Origin of the sequence: Pseudomonas fluorescens (assembly GCF_002837185.1) — a bacterium.
GTDB classification, from domain to species: Bacteria; Pseudomonadota; Gammaproteobacteria; order Pseudomonadales; family Pseudomonadaceae; genus Aquipseudomonas; species Aquipseudomonas fluorescens_AM.
The window spans coordinates 85453-99938 of the sequence record NZ_KZ477990.1; the positions used below are offsets into that span (position 1 = coordinate 85453).

Consider the following 14486-nt stretch of genomic DNA (forward strand, 5'->3'; position numbering starts at 1 on the left):
CTTATACGGCCATCAGGTCCTTTTCTTTTTCTTCGGTGGCCTTGGTGATCTGGGCCTCCGCATCCTTGGTCAGCTTATCGATATCGGCAACGGCGCGACGTTCTTCGTCTTCGCTGATTTCCTTGTCCTTGACCAGCTTCTTCAGATCACCCAAAGCATCGCGACGGATATTGCGCACGGCCACGCGTGCATCTTCAGCCGCGCTGCGCGCCTGCTTGGTGAAGCCCTTGCGGGTTTCTTCGGTCAGGGCAGGCATGGAAATCAGCAGCAACTCGCCCAGGTTGGTCGGGTTGAGGTTCAAGCCGGCGCTCTGGATGGCCTTGTCGACAGCACCGAGCATGTTGCGCTCGAAGGCCACGACTTGCAGGGTGCGCGAGTCTTTTACGGTGATGTTGGCCACCTGGGTGATGGACGTGTCCGTGCCGTAATACGGCACCATCACGCTGCCCAGGATGCTCGGGTGCGCTTTGCCGGTACGAATCTGACCGAACGCATGGTTGAGCGACTCCAGGGATTTGTGCATACGCTCTTGAGCGTCTTTCTTGATTTCGTTGATCATTGTTGGCCTTCCTCGATCAGAGTCCCTTCCGCGCCGCCGTGTACGATATTCAGCAGGGCGCCGGGCTTGTTCATGTTAAATACGCGCAGCGGCATCTTGTGGTCGCGGCACAGGCAGATAGCCGTCAGGTCCATCACACCCAGCTTGCGATCCAGTACTTCATCGTAGGTCAGATGATCGAACTTCTCGGCATGCGGGTCTTTGAATGGATCTGCAGTGTATACGCCATCCACCTTGGTCGCCTTCAGCACCACGTCGGCGTCGATTTCGATAGCGCGCAGACACGCGGCCGAATCGGTGGTGAAGAACGGGTTACCGGTGCCTGCGGCGAAGATCACCACTTCCTTGGAGTTCAGGTGGCGCATGGCTTTGCGGCGATCGTAGTGATCGGTCACGCCGACCATGGAAATCGCCGACATCACGATGGCCGAGATATTGGCGCGCTCCAGGGCGTCACGCATGGCCAGGGCGTTCATCACAGTGGCCAGCATGCCCATGTGGTCGCCAGTGACCCGATCCATGCCGGCAGCACTCAGCGCCGCACCGCGGAACAGGTTGCCACCGCCGATCACCAGGCCCACTTGAACACCGATACCGACCAATTGGCCGACTTCGAGCGCCATGCGGTCGAGCACCTTGGGGTCGATCCCGAACTCTTCCGAGCCCATCAGGGCCTCGCCGCTGAGCTTGAGTAGAATGCGTTTATAGCGAGCCTGATAACCACTGCCCTGCTGAGCCATTGCGAATCTCTCCTGCGGCGTATTTTCTTAAAAAATTCTTGGCGAGCCGTTTACGGCTTGCGTTCACTCTAGCTGGACGCTATCACAGCGCCATCGGAACACGGCTTTGTAAGCCAGTTCCAAGGGGAAGCCAAATAAAATTAGCCTTCCCATTTGAAAAGAGGCTGCGCGCGTGAGCGGGCAGCCTCTTTCGGGCGACAGTTGAAAACTGTCTTATTGCTTGGCGGCAGCCAGCTGGGCAGCAACTTCTTCAGCGAAGTTGTCGACCGGCTTCTCGATGCCGTCGCCTACTTTGAAGTAGGTGAAGGAAACGATTTCAGCACCGGCTTTCTTGGCCAGTTCGCCCACCTTGATTTCAGGGTTCTTGACGAACGCCTGCTCAACCAGGCTTGCTTCAGCCAGGAACTTGCTGATACGGCCCTTGACCATATTTTCAACAATGTTTTCTGGCTTGCCTTTGATTTTTTCTTCGTTCAGCTGCAGGAACACAGCTTTCTCACGCTCGATCGCTTCGGCAGACACTTCCGAAGGCAGCAGGAACTCAGGGTTGCTTGCAGCAACGTGCATGGCGATGTCTTTAGCCAGCTCAACGTCGCCGCCTTTCAGAACAACCGCTACACCGATTTTGTTGCCGTGCAGGTAACCACCAACAACATCACCTTCCACACGGGTCAGGCGACGAATGTTGACGTTTTCGCCAACTTTGCCAACCAGAACCAGGCGTGCAGCTTCTTGAGCCTCGATCAGCGGAGCGACATCAGTCAGCTTGTCGGCGAACGCTTTATCAACGCTGGCAGCAACAAATGCCTTGAAGTCGTCCTGCAGAGCCAGGAAGTCGGTCTGCGAGTTCACTTCCAGCAGAACGGCGGATTTGCCGTCTTCTTTCAGAGCGATAGCGCCTTCAGCAGCTACGTTGCCTGCTTTCTTGGCAGCCTTGATCGCGCCGGAAGCACGCATGTCATCAATGGCTTTTTCAATGTCGCCGTCAGCCTTTTCCAGGGCTTTCTTGCAATCCATCATGCCTTCGCCGGTACGCTCACGCAGTTCTTTAACCAACGCTGCAGTAATTGCTGCCATTTTCAAATTCCTCTTGGATAGGTTTTCAACCATTCCACCCGATCGAACGGGGGATCAATTCTTCCCGAACCACCGTTGTTAGCTGCTGCACGTTACAGTCGCAATGTTGCGCTGCTACAAATGGGCGCCGACAAACGGTTTTCGAGGTGGCAAAAAGGGGGCCAAGCCCCCTTTTTGCTTACTGAGTCAACGCCAGGGCGTCAGTTACTCAGCGGCAGCGACCGGAGCTTCTTCAACGAACTGCTCGGTACCACCAGCAACGTGGTTACGACCACGGATTACAGCGTCAGCCATCGAACCCATGTACAGCTGGATAGCGCGGATTGCGTCATCGTTGCCTGGGATGATGTAGTCAACACCTTCCGGGCTGCTGTTGGTATCGACTACGCCGATAACAGGGATGCCCAGCTTGTTGGCTTCGGTGATCGCGATGCGCTCGTGATCAACGTCGATAACGAACAGTGCGTCAGGCAGACCGCCCATGTCCTTGATACCACCCAGGGAACGATCGAGCTTTTCCAGGTCGCGAGTGCGCATCAGCGCCTCTTTCTTGGTCAGCTTGGCGAAAGTACCGTCTTCGGCTTGCACTTCAAGGTCACGCAGACGCTTGATGGAAGCACGGATGGTTTTGAAGTTGGTCAGCATGCCGCCCAACCAGCGGTGATCGACGTACGGCGAACCGCAACGTGCTGCTTCTTCAGCAACGATCTTGCCAGCGGAACGCTTGGTGCCGACGAACAGAATCTTGTTTTTGCCCTGAGCCAGGCGCTCTACGAAGGTCAGCGCTTCGTTGAACATAGGCAGGGTTTTTTCAAGGTTGATAATGTGGATCTTGTTACGTGCGCCGAAAATGTACTTACCCATTTTCGGGTTCCAGTAACGGGTCTGGTGACCGAAGTGCACACCGGCCTTCAGCATATCGCGCATGTTGACTTGGGACATGATAGTTCCTTAATAAGTCGGGTTTGGCCTCCACGTATCCCAATGACCAACCAGCGGCATCAAGGCCTCCGGCACCCAGGTCATCGTGTCGACACGTGTGTGGATTTAAGCTCTGCGGGGTATCCCCGGAAAGCGGCGCATTTTATACCACAGCATCGGCAAAAACGGAACACGCATTCACGTTTGCCGCGCGCCGCGCTCGCGCAAGCCCTTGAACAGAGCCGACCTACCCCCACCTTATAGAGAGAAGCGATCATCAGAGGCTCATGATTTGACGCCATCGTCTGTTAGAATCGCGTTTTCTGTGGCTTGTGCGAATCCTGCAAGCTTTTTGTCGCACGCCCGTCAACCGAATTGATTTCAGCGTATTGCGCTAGAGAGAGCCTGTATGACCGTGAGTTTGAAAACCGCCGAAGACATCGCCGGCATGCGCATTGCCGGAAAGCTGGCTGCCGACGTTCTGGAAATGATCGCCGAACACGTCAAGCCCGGCGTCACCACTGAAGCACTGAATCAGATCTGCCACGACTATATAGTCAACGTGCAAGGCGCCATCCCTGCTCCGCTGAACTACAAGGGCTTCCCCAAGTCGATCTGCACCTCGGTCAACCACGTGGTCTGCCACGGGATTCCGGGTGACAAGCCGCTGAAGGATGGCGACACCCTGAACATCGACGTCACCGTGATCAAGGACCGCTACTTCGGCGACACCAGCCGCATGTTCCATGTCGGCACCGTCGCGCCCTGGGCCGAGCGCCTGTCCCAGGTGACCCAGGAATGCATGTACAAGGCCATCGAGATCGTCAAGCCCGGCTGCCGCCTGGGCGATATCGGTGAAGTGATTCAGAAACACGCCGAAAAGAACGGTTTCTCGGTGGTACGCGAGTTCTGCGGCCACGGCATCGGCACCGTCTTCCACGAAGAACCGCAGATCCTGCACTACGGCCGCGCCGGCACCGGCATGGAACTCAAGGCTGGCATGACCTTTACCATCGAGCCGATGATCAACCAGGGCAAGGCCGATACCAAGGTGCTGGGCGACGGCTGGACCGCCATCACCAAGGACCGCAAGCTCTCGGCGCAGTGGGAACACACCCTGCTGGTCACCGAGACCGGCTACGAGATCTTCACCCTGCGCGCCGATGACACGATTCCACGCGTTTCGGCGTAGAGACCGGGCAGGTTTTCCCAACGGTGTAATGACTGACTGACAGATAGAAAGGAAAGCCGATCGATGCCCCAGGTGGATCCCGAACTCTTCGACCGTGGCCAGTTCCAGGCCGAACTGGCGCTGAAGGCAAGCCCCATCGCCGCGTTCAAGAAAGCGATCCGCCAGGCGCGCGACGTGCTCGACGCGCGCTTTCGCAGCGGCCGCGACATACGCAGGCTGATCGAGGACCGCGCCTGGTTCGTCGACAATATCCTGCAAAAAGCCTGGGAACAGTTCAGCTGGAGCACCGAGGCGGATATCGCCCTGGTGGCGGTCGGCGGCTACGGGCGTGGCGAGCTGCACCCCTACTCCGACATCGACCTGCTGATCCTGCTGGACAGCGCCGACCATGAGATTTTTCGCGATTCCATCGAGCGCTTTCTGACGCTGTTGTGGGACATCGGCCTGGAAGTCGGCCAGAGCGTACGCTCGGTCCAAGAGTGCGCCGACGAGGCCCGCGCCGACTTGACGGTCGTCACCAACCTGATGGAAAGCCGCACCATCTGTGGCCCCGAGCGCCTGCGCCAGCGCATGCTCGAGGTCACCAGCACTGCGCACATGTGGCCAAGCAAGGAGTTTTTCCTGGCCAAGCACGCCGAGCAAAAGGCACGGCACCACAAATACAACGACACCGAATACAACCTGGAACCCAACGTCAAAGGTTCGCCGGGCGGGTTGCGCGATATCCAGACGATCTTGTGGGTCGCCCGTCGTCAGTACGGCACCCTGAACCTGCGCGCCCTGGCCGGCGAGGGCTTTCTGGTGGAAAGTGAAAACGCGCTGCTGGCCTCGTCCCAGGAGTTCCTGTGGAAGGTGCGCTACGCCCTGCACATGCTCGCCGGGCGCTCCGAGGACCGCCTGCTGTTCGACCACCAGCGCTCCATCGCCACCTTGCTGGGTTTCGAAGGCGAAGATGCGAAGACCAGCATCGAAAGCTTCATGCAGCAGTATTACCGGGTGGTGATGAGCATCGCCCAGCTCAGCGACCTGATCATCCAGCACTTCGAAGAAGTGATCCTGGCGCCCGAAGACGAAGCGCCGCCGCAGCCGATCAACGCACGCTTCCAACTGCATGATGGCTATATCGAGGCGCGCAACGACAACGTGTTCCGCCGCACGCCGTTCGCCATGCTGGAAATCTTCGTGCTGATGGCCCAGCAGCCGGAAATCAAAGGCGTGCGCGCCGACACCATCCGCCTGCTGCGGGAAAACCGCCATCTGATCGACGAGGCATTTCGTCACGACATCCGCAACACCAGCCTGTTTATCGAACTGTTCAAGTGCAAGATCGGCATCCACCGCAACCTGCGGCGGATGAACCGCTACGGCATCCTCGGGCGCTACCTGCCCGAGTTCGGCTTTATCGTCGGGCAGATGCAGCATGACCTGTTCCACATCTATACCGTGGACGCGCACACCCTGAACCTGATCAAGCATTTGCGTAAGTTGCAGTACACCCAGGTGTCAGAGAAATTCCCACTGGCCAGCAAACTCATGGCCAAACTGCCCAAGCCGGAACTGATTTACCTGGCCGGCCTGTACCACGACATCGGCAAAGGCCGGCACGGCGATCACTCGGAGATCGGCGCAGTCGATGCCGAGGCGTTCTGCCAGCGTCACCAATTGCCGTTGTGGGACAGCCGCCTGATTGTCTGGCTGGTGCAGAACCACCTGGTCATGTCGACCACTGCCCAGCGCAAGGACTTGTCCGACCCGCAAGTCATCCACGACTTCGCGCAGATCGTGGGCGATGAGACCCGCCTCGACTACCTCTACGTGCTGACCGTCTCCGACATCAACGCCACCAACCCTACGCTCTGGAATTCCTGGCGCGCCAGCCTGTTGCGCCAGCTGTACACCGAGACCAAGCGCGCCCTGCGCCGCGGCCTGGAAAACCCGGTGGACCGTGAAGAGCAGATCCGCCGCACCCAAAGCGCGGCCCTGGATATCCTGGTGCGCGGGGGCAACGACCCGGATGACGTCGAACAATTGTGGTCGCAACTGGGTGACGATTATTTCCTGCGCCACACCGCCGGCGACGTCGCCTGGCACACTGACGCCATCCTTCAACAGCCGGCCGATGGTGGCCCGCTGGTACTGATCAAGGAAACCACCCAGCGCGAATTCGAAGGCGGCACGCAGATCTTCATCTACGCGCCGGACCAGCACGACTTCTTCGCCGTAACCGTGGCGGCCATGGACCAGCTCAACCTGAACATTCATGATGCCCGGGTGATCACCTCCAGCAGCCAGTTCACCCTCGACACCTATATTGTGCTCGACACCGATGGCGACTCGATCGGCGATAATCCGGTGCGTGTGAAGAAGATCCGCGAAGGCCTGACCGAAGCCCTGCGCAACCCGGATGATTATCCGACCATCATCCAGCGCCGCGTACCGCGCCAGCTCAAGCACTTTGCCTTTGCCCCCCAAGTGACTATTTCCAACGACGCCCAGCGCCCGGTCACCTTACTGGAGCTCAGCGCGCCGGATCGCCCGGGCCTGCTGGCACGGATCGGCGGGATTTTCCTGGAATTCGACCTGTCGCTGCAAAACGCCAAGATCGCGACCCTCGGCGAGCGCGTGGAAGACGTGTTCTTCATCACCGACGCCGACAACCAGCCGCTGTCCGACCCTGAGCTGTGCCGCCGCTTGCAGGAGGCGATCGTGGAGCAATTGAGCGTGACCCAGGAACCGGGCGTCGAGCTGACACGCTTGACCCTATGAACACAGGCTTATGTGAGAGGGGGCGTGCTCCCGATAGCAGTGGATCAGATAAAGATCAGCTGACTGACACAACGCAATCGGGAGCAAGCCCCCTCCCGCATTGAATTTTCGCCGGCAACCAGACCGCGTGCCGACAACTGAATTTGACGAGACTTGCGATGAACAACGCTCTGAACCAGCTGCAGCCTTACCCGTTCGAGAAACTGCGCGCCCTGCTCGGCAGCGTCACACCGAACCCGGACAAACGCCCGATTGCGCTGTCCATCGGCGAACCCAAGCACAAATCCCCGACCTTCGTCGCCGAAGCGTTGAGTAACAACCTCGATCAGATGGCCGTGTACCCGACCACACTGGGCATCCCCGCACTGCGCGAGGCGATTGGAGCCTGGTGCGAGCGCCGCTTCAACGTCCCGCAAGGCTGGCTGGACCCGGCGCGCAACATCCTGCCGGTCAACGGTACGCGAGAGGCGTTGTTCGCCTTTACCCAGACCGTGGTCAATCGCGGTGACGACGCGCTGGTGGTGAGCCCGAACCCGTTCTACCAGATCTACGAAGGCGCCGCGTTCCTCGCCGGGGCCAAGCCGCATTACTTGGCGTGCCTGGACACCAATGGTTTCAACCCGGACTTCGATGCCGTGTCGCCGGACATCTGGAAACGTTGCCAGATCCTGTTCCTGTGCTCCCCAGGCAATCCGACCGGCGCGCTGATTCCGGCGGACACCCTGAAAAAGCTGATCGCCCTGGCCGATGAGCACGACTTCGTGATTGCCGCCGACGAATGCTACAGCGAGCTGTACTTTGACGAACAAACCCCGCCGCCGGGCCTGCTGAGCGCCTGCGTCGAACTGGGTCGCCAGGACTTCAAGCGTTGCGTGGTGTTCCACAGCCTGTCCAAGCGCTCCAACCTGCCGGGCCTACGCTCCGGGTTCGTGGCGGGTGACGCGGATATCCTCAAGGCATTCCTGCTGTACCGCACCTACCATGGCTGCGCGATGCCGGTGCAAACCCAGTTGGCCAGCATCGCAGCCTGGCAGGACGAGGCCCACGTACTGGCCAACCGCGACCTGTATCGCGAAAAATTCGACGCAGTGCTGGCGATCCTCAAGCCGGTGCTGGATGTGCAAAGCCCGGACGGCGGCTTTTATCTGTGGCCGAATGTGAACGGTGACGACGCGGACTTCTGCCGCGATTTGTTTGTGCAAGAGCATGTGACGGTGGTGCCGGGCTCTTATCTGTCTCGCGAAGTGGACGGTTTCAACCCCGGTGCCGGCCGTGTACGCCTGGCATTGGTTGCGCCATTGGCCGAATGCGTCGAAGCGGCTGAGCGGATACGCGCTTTCATTCAGCGCCGCAGTTGAGGTTCACGCCGCTCCCATACCGTGGGAGCGGCCATGACGGATGTATCTTGCAACCCATAAATGGGAACAAAGCCTCTTGAATGTTCCACCCACGTTCATCTGGTACAAACGCTCAGGTGAACGACATGACCCTCACGATCCCCACCCATCCCGTTCCTGCGCACTCCGTGAGCGCACCTCTCAGTAGAACTAAACGCGGCGTCGCCACGCCGAACAAACTATGGCCTCAACATTCGGTGCTGACCATCTCGCGACTGAACATGACACAAGAACAAAAGGATCTGGTAAAGCACAACATCAATAAATGGGCGCCGCACACCAATCTCTATTTCAAGTTCATTGACGGCCCCAACGGCGACATACGCATCACGGCAGACAATGACAATGGCCCAGGATGGTCAAAAGTGGGTACCGACGCCAAAAACGTTCCACTGTCCAAGCCCACCATGGGCATCGGCTTCACACGCTCTCCCGATAGCATAGCCGCCACGATCCAGCATGAGTTCGGCCATGCTTTGGGCCTCAGACATGAGCATCAGCACCCTGACCGGACGTTGGACTTGAACAACCAGAACATCTACGACGAGTACGAATTGCGGGGGGAATTCCGCTACCACGCCGATGACAATATCATCCGCACTTTTTCACGCCCTCAAGTAACGGCCTCTGAAAACTATGATGACAAATCCATCATGCACTATGGCTTTTCCGCCTCAAGACTCAACACCGGTAACCCCATCCCGCGCAACTTCAACCTGTCTGAAGGCGATAAAACGTTCATTCAGTCGCTTTATCCAGAAGACAAAACACTCTTGGGTAAAGTGCTCAATTCAGGTATCCGGGCAATGATCAGCCACGCCACTACTTAACACTACCCAAGTTCGCTTCACTCATGTCCAGGTCCGCCAACACTTCGCGCAGTACATCGTCGCCAATCTGGTGCTGGCGACTCAAACGGTAGAGTTCCAGGCGCTGCGCGCGTAGCGCCTTGAGCCTCAGCCTGCGCTCCAACTGATCCATTTGCAGCGCCAGTGCCTGAGCCTCGGCCGAGTCATTGAATACGTCCAACTGATGACGATACTCCGCCATCAGCCGCGCCTTGAGCTCGGTGGCCAATGCCGCTTGAGCGGCGTCCGGCGTTTCGGCTTCGGCGGGTTCTTCGACCTCCAGCGCGTGGATCGCCGCCACGGCGGTCTTTTTCCAGGCCTCGCGCACTTCGTTGTGGCGCTTCTCATCCGGGCCTTTCTCGACACCCCGCAGCAGCAATGGCAGGGCAATACAGGCAGCGACCAGGGACAACAAGATGACCCCGGCAGCGATAAAGATCAGCAGGTCACGCTCGGGGAAGTCCTGGCCCGGCGCCAGCAGCAAGGGCACCGACATGACCCCCGCCAACGTCACCGCGCCGCGCACACCGCCGACGGTCAACAACCAGCAGGAACGGGCCGTCGGCACCAGGGTCAGCGCATTTTTGCCGCGCAGCCTGCGCAGCAGACCCGACAGCCGCCAGATGCTCTGCACCCAGATAAAGCGCAATACCACCAGCACCAGGAAGATCGCCACCACTTCCAGGCAGCGATACATCAAGGTGGGCCACAGCGTGGTTTCATGGCTGACCACCGCCTTGATGATGTCCGGCAGTTGCAGGCCGAGCAGCAGGAAAATCAAACCGTTGAAGGCGAACTCCAGCAACGACCACACGCTGCGGTTGAGCAAGCGCGTGCTGGTCTGGCGCGGCAACAGGTCGAGCCAGCTTTGCATCATGCCTGCCGCCACCGCCGAGAGAATGCCGGACGCGCCCAGGCGTTCGGCCAGTACATAGGCAGCAAAGGGCAGCAACAACATGAACACCACATGGGTCGCCGGGTCATCCCAGCCCCGCGCAATCATCCAGGCGCGCAGGCGGCCGACCAGCCAGCTCAGCGCCACCCCGATCGCCAGGCCGCCCACCGCCACCAGTACAAAAGTCAAACTGGCATCGGCCAGCGAGAACACACCGGTCAACGCCGCCGCCAGGGCAAATTTGAAGGTCACCAGGCCCGATGCGTCATTCATCAAGGCCTCGCCCTGAAGCATGTGCATCAGCGGCTTGGGCAAACGGTTCTGGGAAATGGCGGACACCGCCACGGCGTCCGTGGGCGACAGCACCGCTGCCAGGGCAAAGGCCACCGGCAAGGGAATCGAGGGCAACAGCCAATGAATGAAGTAGCCGGCACCGACCACGGTGAACAGCACCAACCCCACCGCCAGTGTCAGGATCGGCCCGCGCAAGCGCCACAATTCACGCTTGGGCATGCGCCAGCCATCGGAAAACAGCAGCGGCGGCAAGAACAGAAACAGAAACAGCTCCGGGTCCAGCGCCACGTGCAGGCCCAACGTGGGCCAGGCCAGCAGGGCCCCGGCGGCAATCTGCAACAACGGCAACGGCAGTGGGATGATGCGCCCGACCAGGCGCGAAACGCTGACCAGCATCAGCAGGATCAGAACGGTGTAAGCGGTTTGCATAACGCGGATTTCCCGGACAATCGACTTGCAATGACAGGCATCAGGCAACAACTGGCCGTTGAAGTGCCATATAACCCGGCTATCTTACTCGGCTATGTTGCCCGGCTATGTTACCCGTCTGTGCCGCGCACTGGCGTTTACACAAAAGTCGCACCCTGCTGACGGGCGACGCCGAAACGCGCTGAGCGTGGCATAATCCGCGATCTTCCATTTTTCATTCGTCCAAAGGGGGGCAATTCCTTGACTGCTTCAAGCAAAACCTTGCACCTTTTCGGCATCAAAGCCTGCGACACCATGAAAAAGGCGCGCACCTGGCTCGATGAGCACGCGGTGACTTATGAGTTCCATGATTACAAAACAGCCGGTATTGATCGCGAACACTTGACCCAATGGTGCAACGAGCACGGTTGGCAGGTGGTGTTGAACCGTGCGGGCACCACCTTTCGCAAACTCGAAGACGAACGCAAAGCCGATCTCGATCAGTCGAAAGCCATTGAGTTGATGCTCGCACAACCCTCGATGATCAAGCGCCCGGTGCTCGATCTCGGTGACAGAACCCTGATTGGCTTCAAGCCAGATAGTTATTCGGCGGCCCTCAAGTAGGCCAGCCCTTCCATTTTTGTAGAGGTAACAGCATGTCCCATTCCCTGTTCAGCCTGGGCTTCGGCGTCGGCACTCAGAACCGCCAAGGTGCTTGGCTGGAAGTGTTTTACGCACAGCCCCTGCTCAACCCGTCGGCTGAAATCGTCGCGGCCATCGCGCCGATCCTGGGTTACACCGAAGGTAATCAAGCGATCACTTTTACCATCAGCCAAGCGCTGCAACTGGCTGATGCGCTCAAAAATGTCGATGCTACCCAAGCAGCACTGCTCAACCGACTCGCCGAGAGCCACACCCCGCTGGTCGCGACGCTGCTGGCCGAAGACGCCGCACTGACCTCCACGCCTGAGGCGTACCTCAAGCTGCACCTGCTGTCCCATCGCCTGGTCAAGCCTCACGGCCTGAGCCTGGCCGGTGTCTTCCCGCAACTGCCGAACGTGGCATGGACCAGCCAGGGCGCCATCGATATCGCTGAACTGGCCGAACGCCAGCTGGAAGCGCGCCTGCGTGGCGAGCTGCTGGAAGTGTTCTCGGTGGACAAATTCCCGAAAATGACCGACTACGTGGTGCCGAGCGGTGTGCGTATCGCTGACGCAGCCCGCCTGCGCCTGGGCGCCTACGTCGGCGAAGGCACCACCGTGATGCACGAAGGTTTCATCAACTTCAACGCCGGCACCGAAGGCCCGGGCATGATCGAAGGCCGCGTATCGGCGGGCGTGTTCGTCGGCAAGGGTTCCGACCTGGGCGGCGGCTGTTCCACCATGGGCACCCTGTCGGGTGGCGGCAACATCGTGATCAAGGTCGGCGAAGGCTGCCTGATCGGCGCCAATGCCGGTATCGGTATCCCGTTGGGCGACCGCAACACCGTGGAGTCCGGCCTGTATGTGACCGCAGGGACCAAAGTTGCGTTGCTGGACGAGAAGAACCAACTGGTCAAAGTGGTCAAGGCGCGTGAACTGGCCGGCCAGCCGGACCTGCTGTTCCGCCGCAACTCCGAGACCGGTGCCGTGGAGTGCAAAACCCACAAATCGGCCATCGAACTGAACGAAGCGCTGCACGCTCACAACTAAGCAGCCACTCGATGCCCCCTGGCGGGTCGTACCTTCGGTTGCGGCTCGCCTATACGAGTTTTGAACATCATGCTTGTGCCCTCCCCCTGGCGCGCTGACTTTCCAGCCATCGCCAACCTGCAACGGCAAGACCAGACCTACCTGGACAGCGCCGCCACCACGCAGAAACCTCAAGCCCTGTTGGACGCGATCAGCCATTACTACGCCAATGGCGCAGCCAATGTGCACCGTGCCCAGCATTTGCCGGGGGCCCATGCGACCCAAGCGTTTGAAGACAGTCGCAGCAAGGTGGCGCAGTGGTTGAATGCGGGCGCCAGCGGGCAGGTGGTGTTTACCCACGGCGCAACCTCTGCGCTGAACCTCCTGGCCTATGGCCTGGAGCACTTATTCAATGCGGGCGATGAGATTGCCATCAGCGCCCTGGAGCACCACGCCAACTTGCTGCCCTGGCAGCAACTGGCCAAGCGTCGCGCACTGACACTGGTGGTATTGCCACTGGACGGTCACGGCTTGATTGACCTCGAGGCCGCCGCCCGACTGATCGGCCCGCGCACGCGACTGTTGGCGGTAAGCCAGTTATCCAACGTACTCGGCGCCTGGCAGCCCCTCGACGACTTGCTGGGGCTGGCTCGCCTGCACGGCGCGCTGACGGTGGTCGACGGCGCCCAGGGCATCGTGCATGGGCGCCACGACGTGCAGGCCCTGGGCTGCGACTTCTACGTATTTTCCAGCCACAAGCTGTACGGCCCGGACGGTGTCGGCGTGCTATACGGTCGCCACGACGCCTTGCATCACCTGCGCCACTGGCAGTTTGGCGGTGAGATGGTGCAACAGGCGGACTACCACAGCGCCAGCTTCCGCCCTGCCCCGCTGGGTTTTGAAGCTGGCACGCCGCCGATTGCCGGTGTGATCGGCCTGGGGGCGACGCTGGATTACCTGGCTTCGCTGGATCAACAGGCGGTGGTCAGCCATGAAGCGGCGCTGCACGACTATTTATTGCGCGGCTTGAAAGCACGCAATGGTGTGCGCGTAATGGGTGCGCCGCAGGTGGCACTGGCCAGTTTTGTGGTCGAAGGCGTGCACAACGCCGACCTCGCGCATCTGCTGACCGAGCAGGGGATTGCCGTGCGTGCCGGTCATCACTGTGCGATGCCGTTGCTCAAGACACTGCAGTTATCAGGAGCGATTCGCGTGTCACTGGCGCTGTATAACGACTCCAATGACCTGGAGCGCTTTTTTGAAGCGCTTGACCAGGCGCTGGACATGCTGCGATGAGCTTGCCGGAACAGGCAGCAACTGCACTTGAGGCGTTTCAAGCCGTAGGCGGCTGGGAGCAACGTGCGCGCCTGTTGATGCAATGGGGCGAGCGACTGCCGGCGCTGGCGGACGCAGACAAGGTCGACGCCAACCTGGTACACGGTTGCGAAAGCCTGGTGTGGCTGGTCGGCCACTTGCACGACGACCATTGGCAGTTTGCCGCCAGCAGCGATGCGCGGATGATTCGTGGGTTGGTGGCGTTGCTGCTGGCCCGGGTCAATGGGCTGTCGGCCGCTGAATTGCAGGCGGTTGATCTGCCGGAGTGGTTCAATCAACTGGGCCTGTCGCGCCAGTTATCACCGTCGCGCAGCAATGGCTTGAATGCCGTCTTGCAGCGCATGCGGGCATTGAGCCAGATAAAGTACTAAATGTGGGAGGGGG

General features: G+C 59.7%; 13 protein-coding genes. 8 read left to right on the plus strand and 5 right to left on the minus strand.

The window, feature by feature from the left end:
• Nucleotide 1: 1 nt before the first annotated feature.
• From frr to rpsB, 4 genes are all read right to left on the minus strand, one after another.
• Nucleotides 2-559 (minus strand): ribosome recycling factor, encoded by a 558-nt coding sequence (gene frr / locus CIB54_RS07635; RefSeq protein WP_065886088.1) that lies wholly within the window; start codon nucleotides 557-559, stop codon nucleotides 2-4.
• Nucleotides 556-1299, minus strand: a complete 744-nt coding sequence (gene pyrH / locus CIB54_RS07640) for a UMP kinase (RefSeq protein WP_003189161.1) — start codon at nucleotides 1297-1299, stop codon at nucleotides 556-558. The genes frr and pyrH overlap by 4 nt, the downstream gene beginning before the upstream one ends.
• Nucleotides 1300-1512: 213 nt before the next feature.
• Nucleotides 1513-2376, minus strand: coding sequence for a translation elongation factor Ts (gene tsf / locus CIB54_RS07645; RefSeq protein WP_065886087.1), 864 nt, complete (start codon nucleotides 2374-2376; stop codon nucleotides 1513-1515).
• A gap of 204 nt (nucleotides 2377-2580) precedes the next feature.
• Nucleotides 2581-3318 carry a 30S ribosomal protein S2 gene (gene rpsB, locus CIB54_RS07650; RefSeq protein WP_003219330.1) on the minus strand — a complete coding sequence of 246 codons (738 nt, stop codon included), beginning with the start codon at nucleotides 3316-3318 and terminating at the stop codon, nucleotides 2581-2583.
• Nucleotides 3319-3706: 388 nt separating this feature from the next.
• Here rpsB and map point away from each other — a divergent pair, with 388 nt between their 5' ends.
• The 4 genes from map to CIB54_RS07670 all read left to right on the plus strand — a co-directional run bounded on the left by map (nucleotide 3707) and on the right by CIB54_RS07670 (nucleotide 9482).
• Entirely contained in the window at nucleotides 3707-4489 is a 783-nt protein-coding gene (gene map, locus CIB54_RS07655; RefSeq protein ID WP_057723204.1) for a type I methionyl aminopeptidase, read from the plus strand.
• 63 nt (nucleotides 4490-4552) lie between these two features.
• Nucleotides 4553-7255 (plus strand): [protein-PII] uridylyltransferase, encoded by a 2703-nt coding sequence (locus CIB54_RS07660; protein WP_101219357.1) that lies wholly within the window; start codon nucleotides 4553-4555, stop codon nucleotides 7253-7255.
• A 158-nt stretch (nucleotides 7256-7413) separates the two neighbouring features.
• Nucleotides 7414-8613 carry a succinyldiaminopimelate transaminase gene (gene dapC / locus CIB54_RS07665; RefSeq protein ID WP_065951934.1) on the plus strand — a complete coding sequence of 400 codons (1200 nt, stop codon included), beginning with the start codon at nucleotides 7414-7416 and terminating at the stop codon, nucleotides 8611-8613.
• A 125-nt stretch (nucleotides 8614-8738) separates the two neighbouring features.
• Nucleotides 8739-9482: a M12 family metallopeptidase gene (locus CIB54_RS07670; protein WP_157829694.1), complete on the plus strand. Its 744-nt coding sequence runs from the start codon at nucleotides 8739-8741 to the stop codon at nucleotides 9480-9482.
• On the opposite strand, the gene CIB54_RS07675 is transcribed toward CIB54_RS07670, so the two are convergent.
• Nucleotides 9475-11118, minus strand: coding sequence for a Na+/H+ antiporter (locus CIB54_RS07675; protein ID WP_065951932.1), 1644 nt, complete (start codon nucleotides 11116-11118; stop codon nucleotides 9475-9477). The two genes, CIB54_RS07670 and CIB54_RS07675, sit on opposite strands and share 8 nt — an antisense overlap.
• A 294-nt stretch (nucleotides 11119-11412) precedes the next feature.
• Between CIB54_RS07675 and CIB54_RS07680 the strand changes: the two genes are divergently transcribed.
• From CIB54_RS07680 to CIB54_RS07695, 4 genes are all read left to right on the plus strand, one after another.
• On the plus strand, nucleotides 11413-11721 hold the full coding sequence (locus tag CIB54_RS07680; protein ID WP_232790536.1) for an arsenate reductase: 309 nt from the start codon (nucleotides 11413-11415) through the stop codon (nucleotides 11719-11721).
• A 32-nt stretch (nucleotides 11722-11753) separates the two neighbouring features.
• Nucleotides 11754-12788 carry a 2,3,4,5-tetrahydropyridine-2,6-dicarboxylate N-succinyltransferase gene (gene dapD / locus CIB54_RS07685; RefSeq protein WP_065951931.1) on the plus strand — a complete coding sequence of 345 codons (1035 nt, stop codon included), beginning with the start codon at nucleotides 11754-11756 and terminating at the stop codon, nucleotides 12786-12788.
• Between the two features lie 69 nt (nucleotides 12789-12857).
• Nucleotides 12858-14063: an aminotransferase class V-fold PLP-dependent enzyme gene (locus tag CIB54_RS07690; protein ID WP_101219361.1), complete on the plus strand. Its 1206-nt coding sequence runs from the start codon at nucleotides 12858-12860 to the stop codon at nucleotides 14061-14063.
• The gene (locus CIB54_RS07695) at nucleotides 14060-14473 is read left to right on the plus strand and encodes a SufE family protein (RefSeq protein ID WP_101219363.1); all 414 of its coding nucleotides are present in this window, start codon (nucleotides 14060-14062) and stop codon (nucleotides 14471-14473) included. Before CIB54_RS07690 ends, CIB54_RS07695 begins: the two co-directional genes overlap by 4 nt.
• Nucleotides 14474-14486: the final 13 nt, after the last annotated feature.

Excerpts from the sequence above, each read along its gene's own strand:
- CIB54_RS07675 (WP_065951932.1), bottom strand. The coding sequence starts at position 11,118 with ATGCAAACCGCTTACACCGTTCTGATCCTGCTGATGCTGGTCAGCGTT.
- map (WP_057723204.1), top strand. The coding sequence starts at position 3,707 with ATGACCGTGAGTTTGAAAACCGCCGAAGACATCGCCGGCATGCGCATT.
- CIB54_RS07690 (WP_101219361.1), top strand. The coding sequence starts at position 12,858 with ATGCTTGTGCCCTCCCCCTGGCGCGCTGACTTTCCAGCCATCGCCAAC.
- tsf (WP_065886087.1), bottom strand. The coding sequence starts at position 2,376 with ATGGCAGCAATTACTGCAGCGTTGGTTAAAGAACTGCGTGAGCGTACC.
- CIB54_RS07680 (WP_232790536.1), top strand. The coding sequence starts at position 11,413 with ATGAAAAAGGCGCGCACCTGGCTCGATGAGCACGCGGTGACTTATGAG.
- dapC (WP_065951934.1), top strand. The coding sequence starts at position 7,414 with ATGAACAACGCTCTGAACCAGCTGCAGCCTTACCCGTTCGAGAAACTG.
- frr (WP_065886088.1), bottom strand. The coding sequence starts at position 559 with ATGATCAACGAAATCAAGAAAGACGCTCAAGAGCGTATGCACAAATCC.
- rpsB (WP_003219330.1), bottom strand. The coding sequence starts at position 3,318 with ATGTCCCAAGTCAACATGCGCGATATGCTGAAGGCCGGTGTGCACTTC.
- CIB54_RS07670 (WP_157829694.1), top strand. The coding sequence starts at position 8,739 with ATGACCCTCACGATCCCCACCCATCCCGTTCCTGCGCACTCCGTGAGC.
- dapD (WP_065951931.1), top strand. The coding sequence starts at position 11,754 with ATGTCCCATTCCCTGTTCAGCCTGGGCTTCGGCGTCGGCACTCAGAAC.
- CIB54_RS07695 (WP_101219363.1), top strand. The coding sequence starts at position 14,060 with ATGAGCTTGCCGGAACAGGCAGCAACTGCACTTGAGGCGTTTCAAGCC.
- pyrH (WP_003189161.1), bottom strand. The coding sequence starts at position 1,299 with ATGGCTCAGCAGGGCAGTGGTTATCAGGCTCGCTATAAACGCATTCTA.
- CIB54_RS07660 (WP_101219357.1), top strand. The coding sequence starts at position 4,553 with ATGCCCCAGGTGGATCCCGAACTCTTCGACCGTGGCCAGTTCCAGGCC.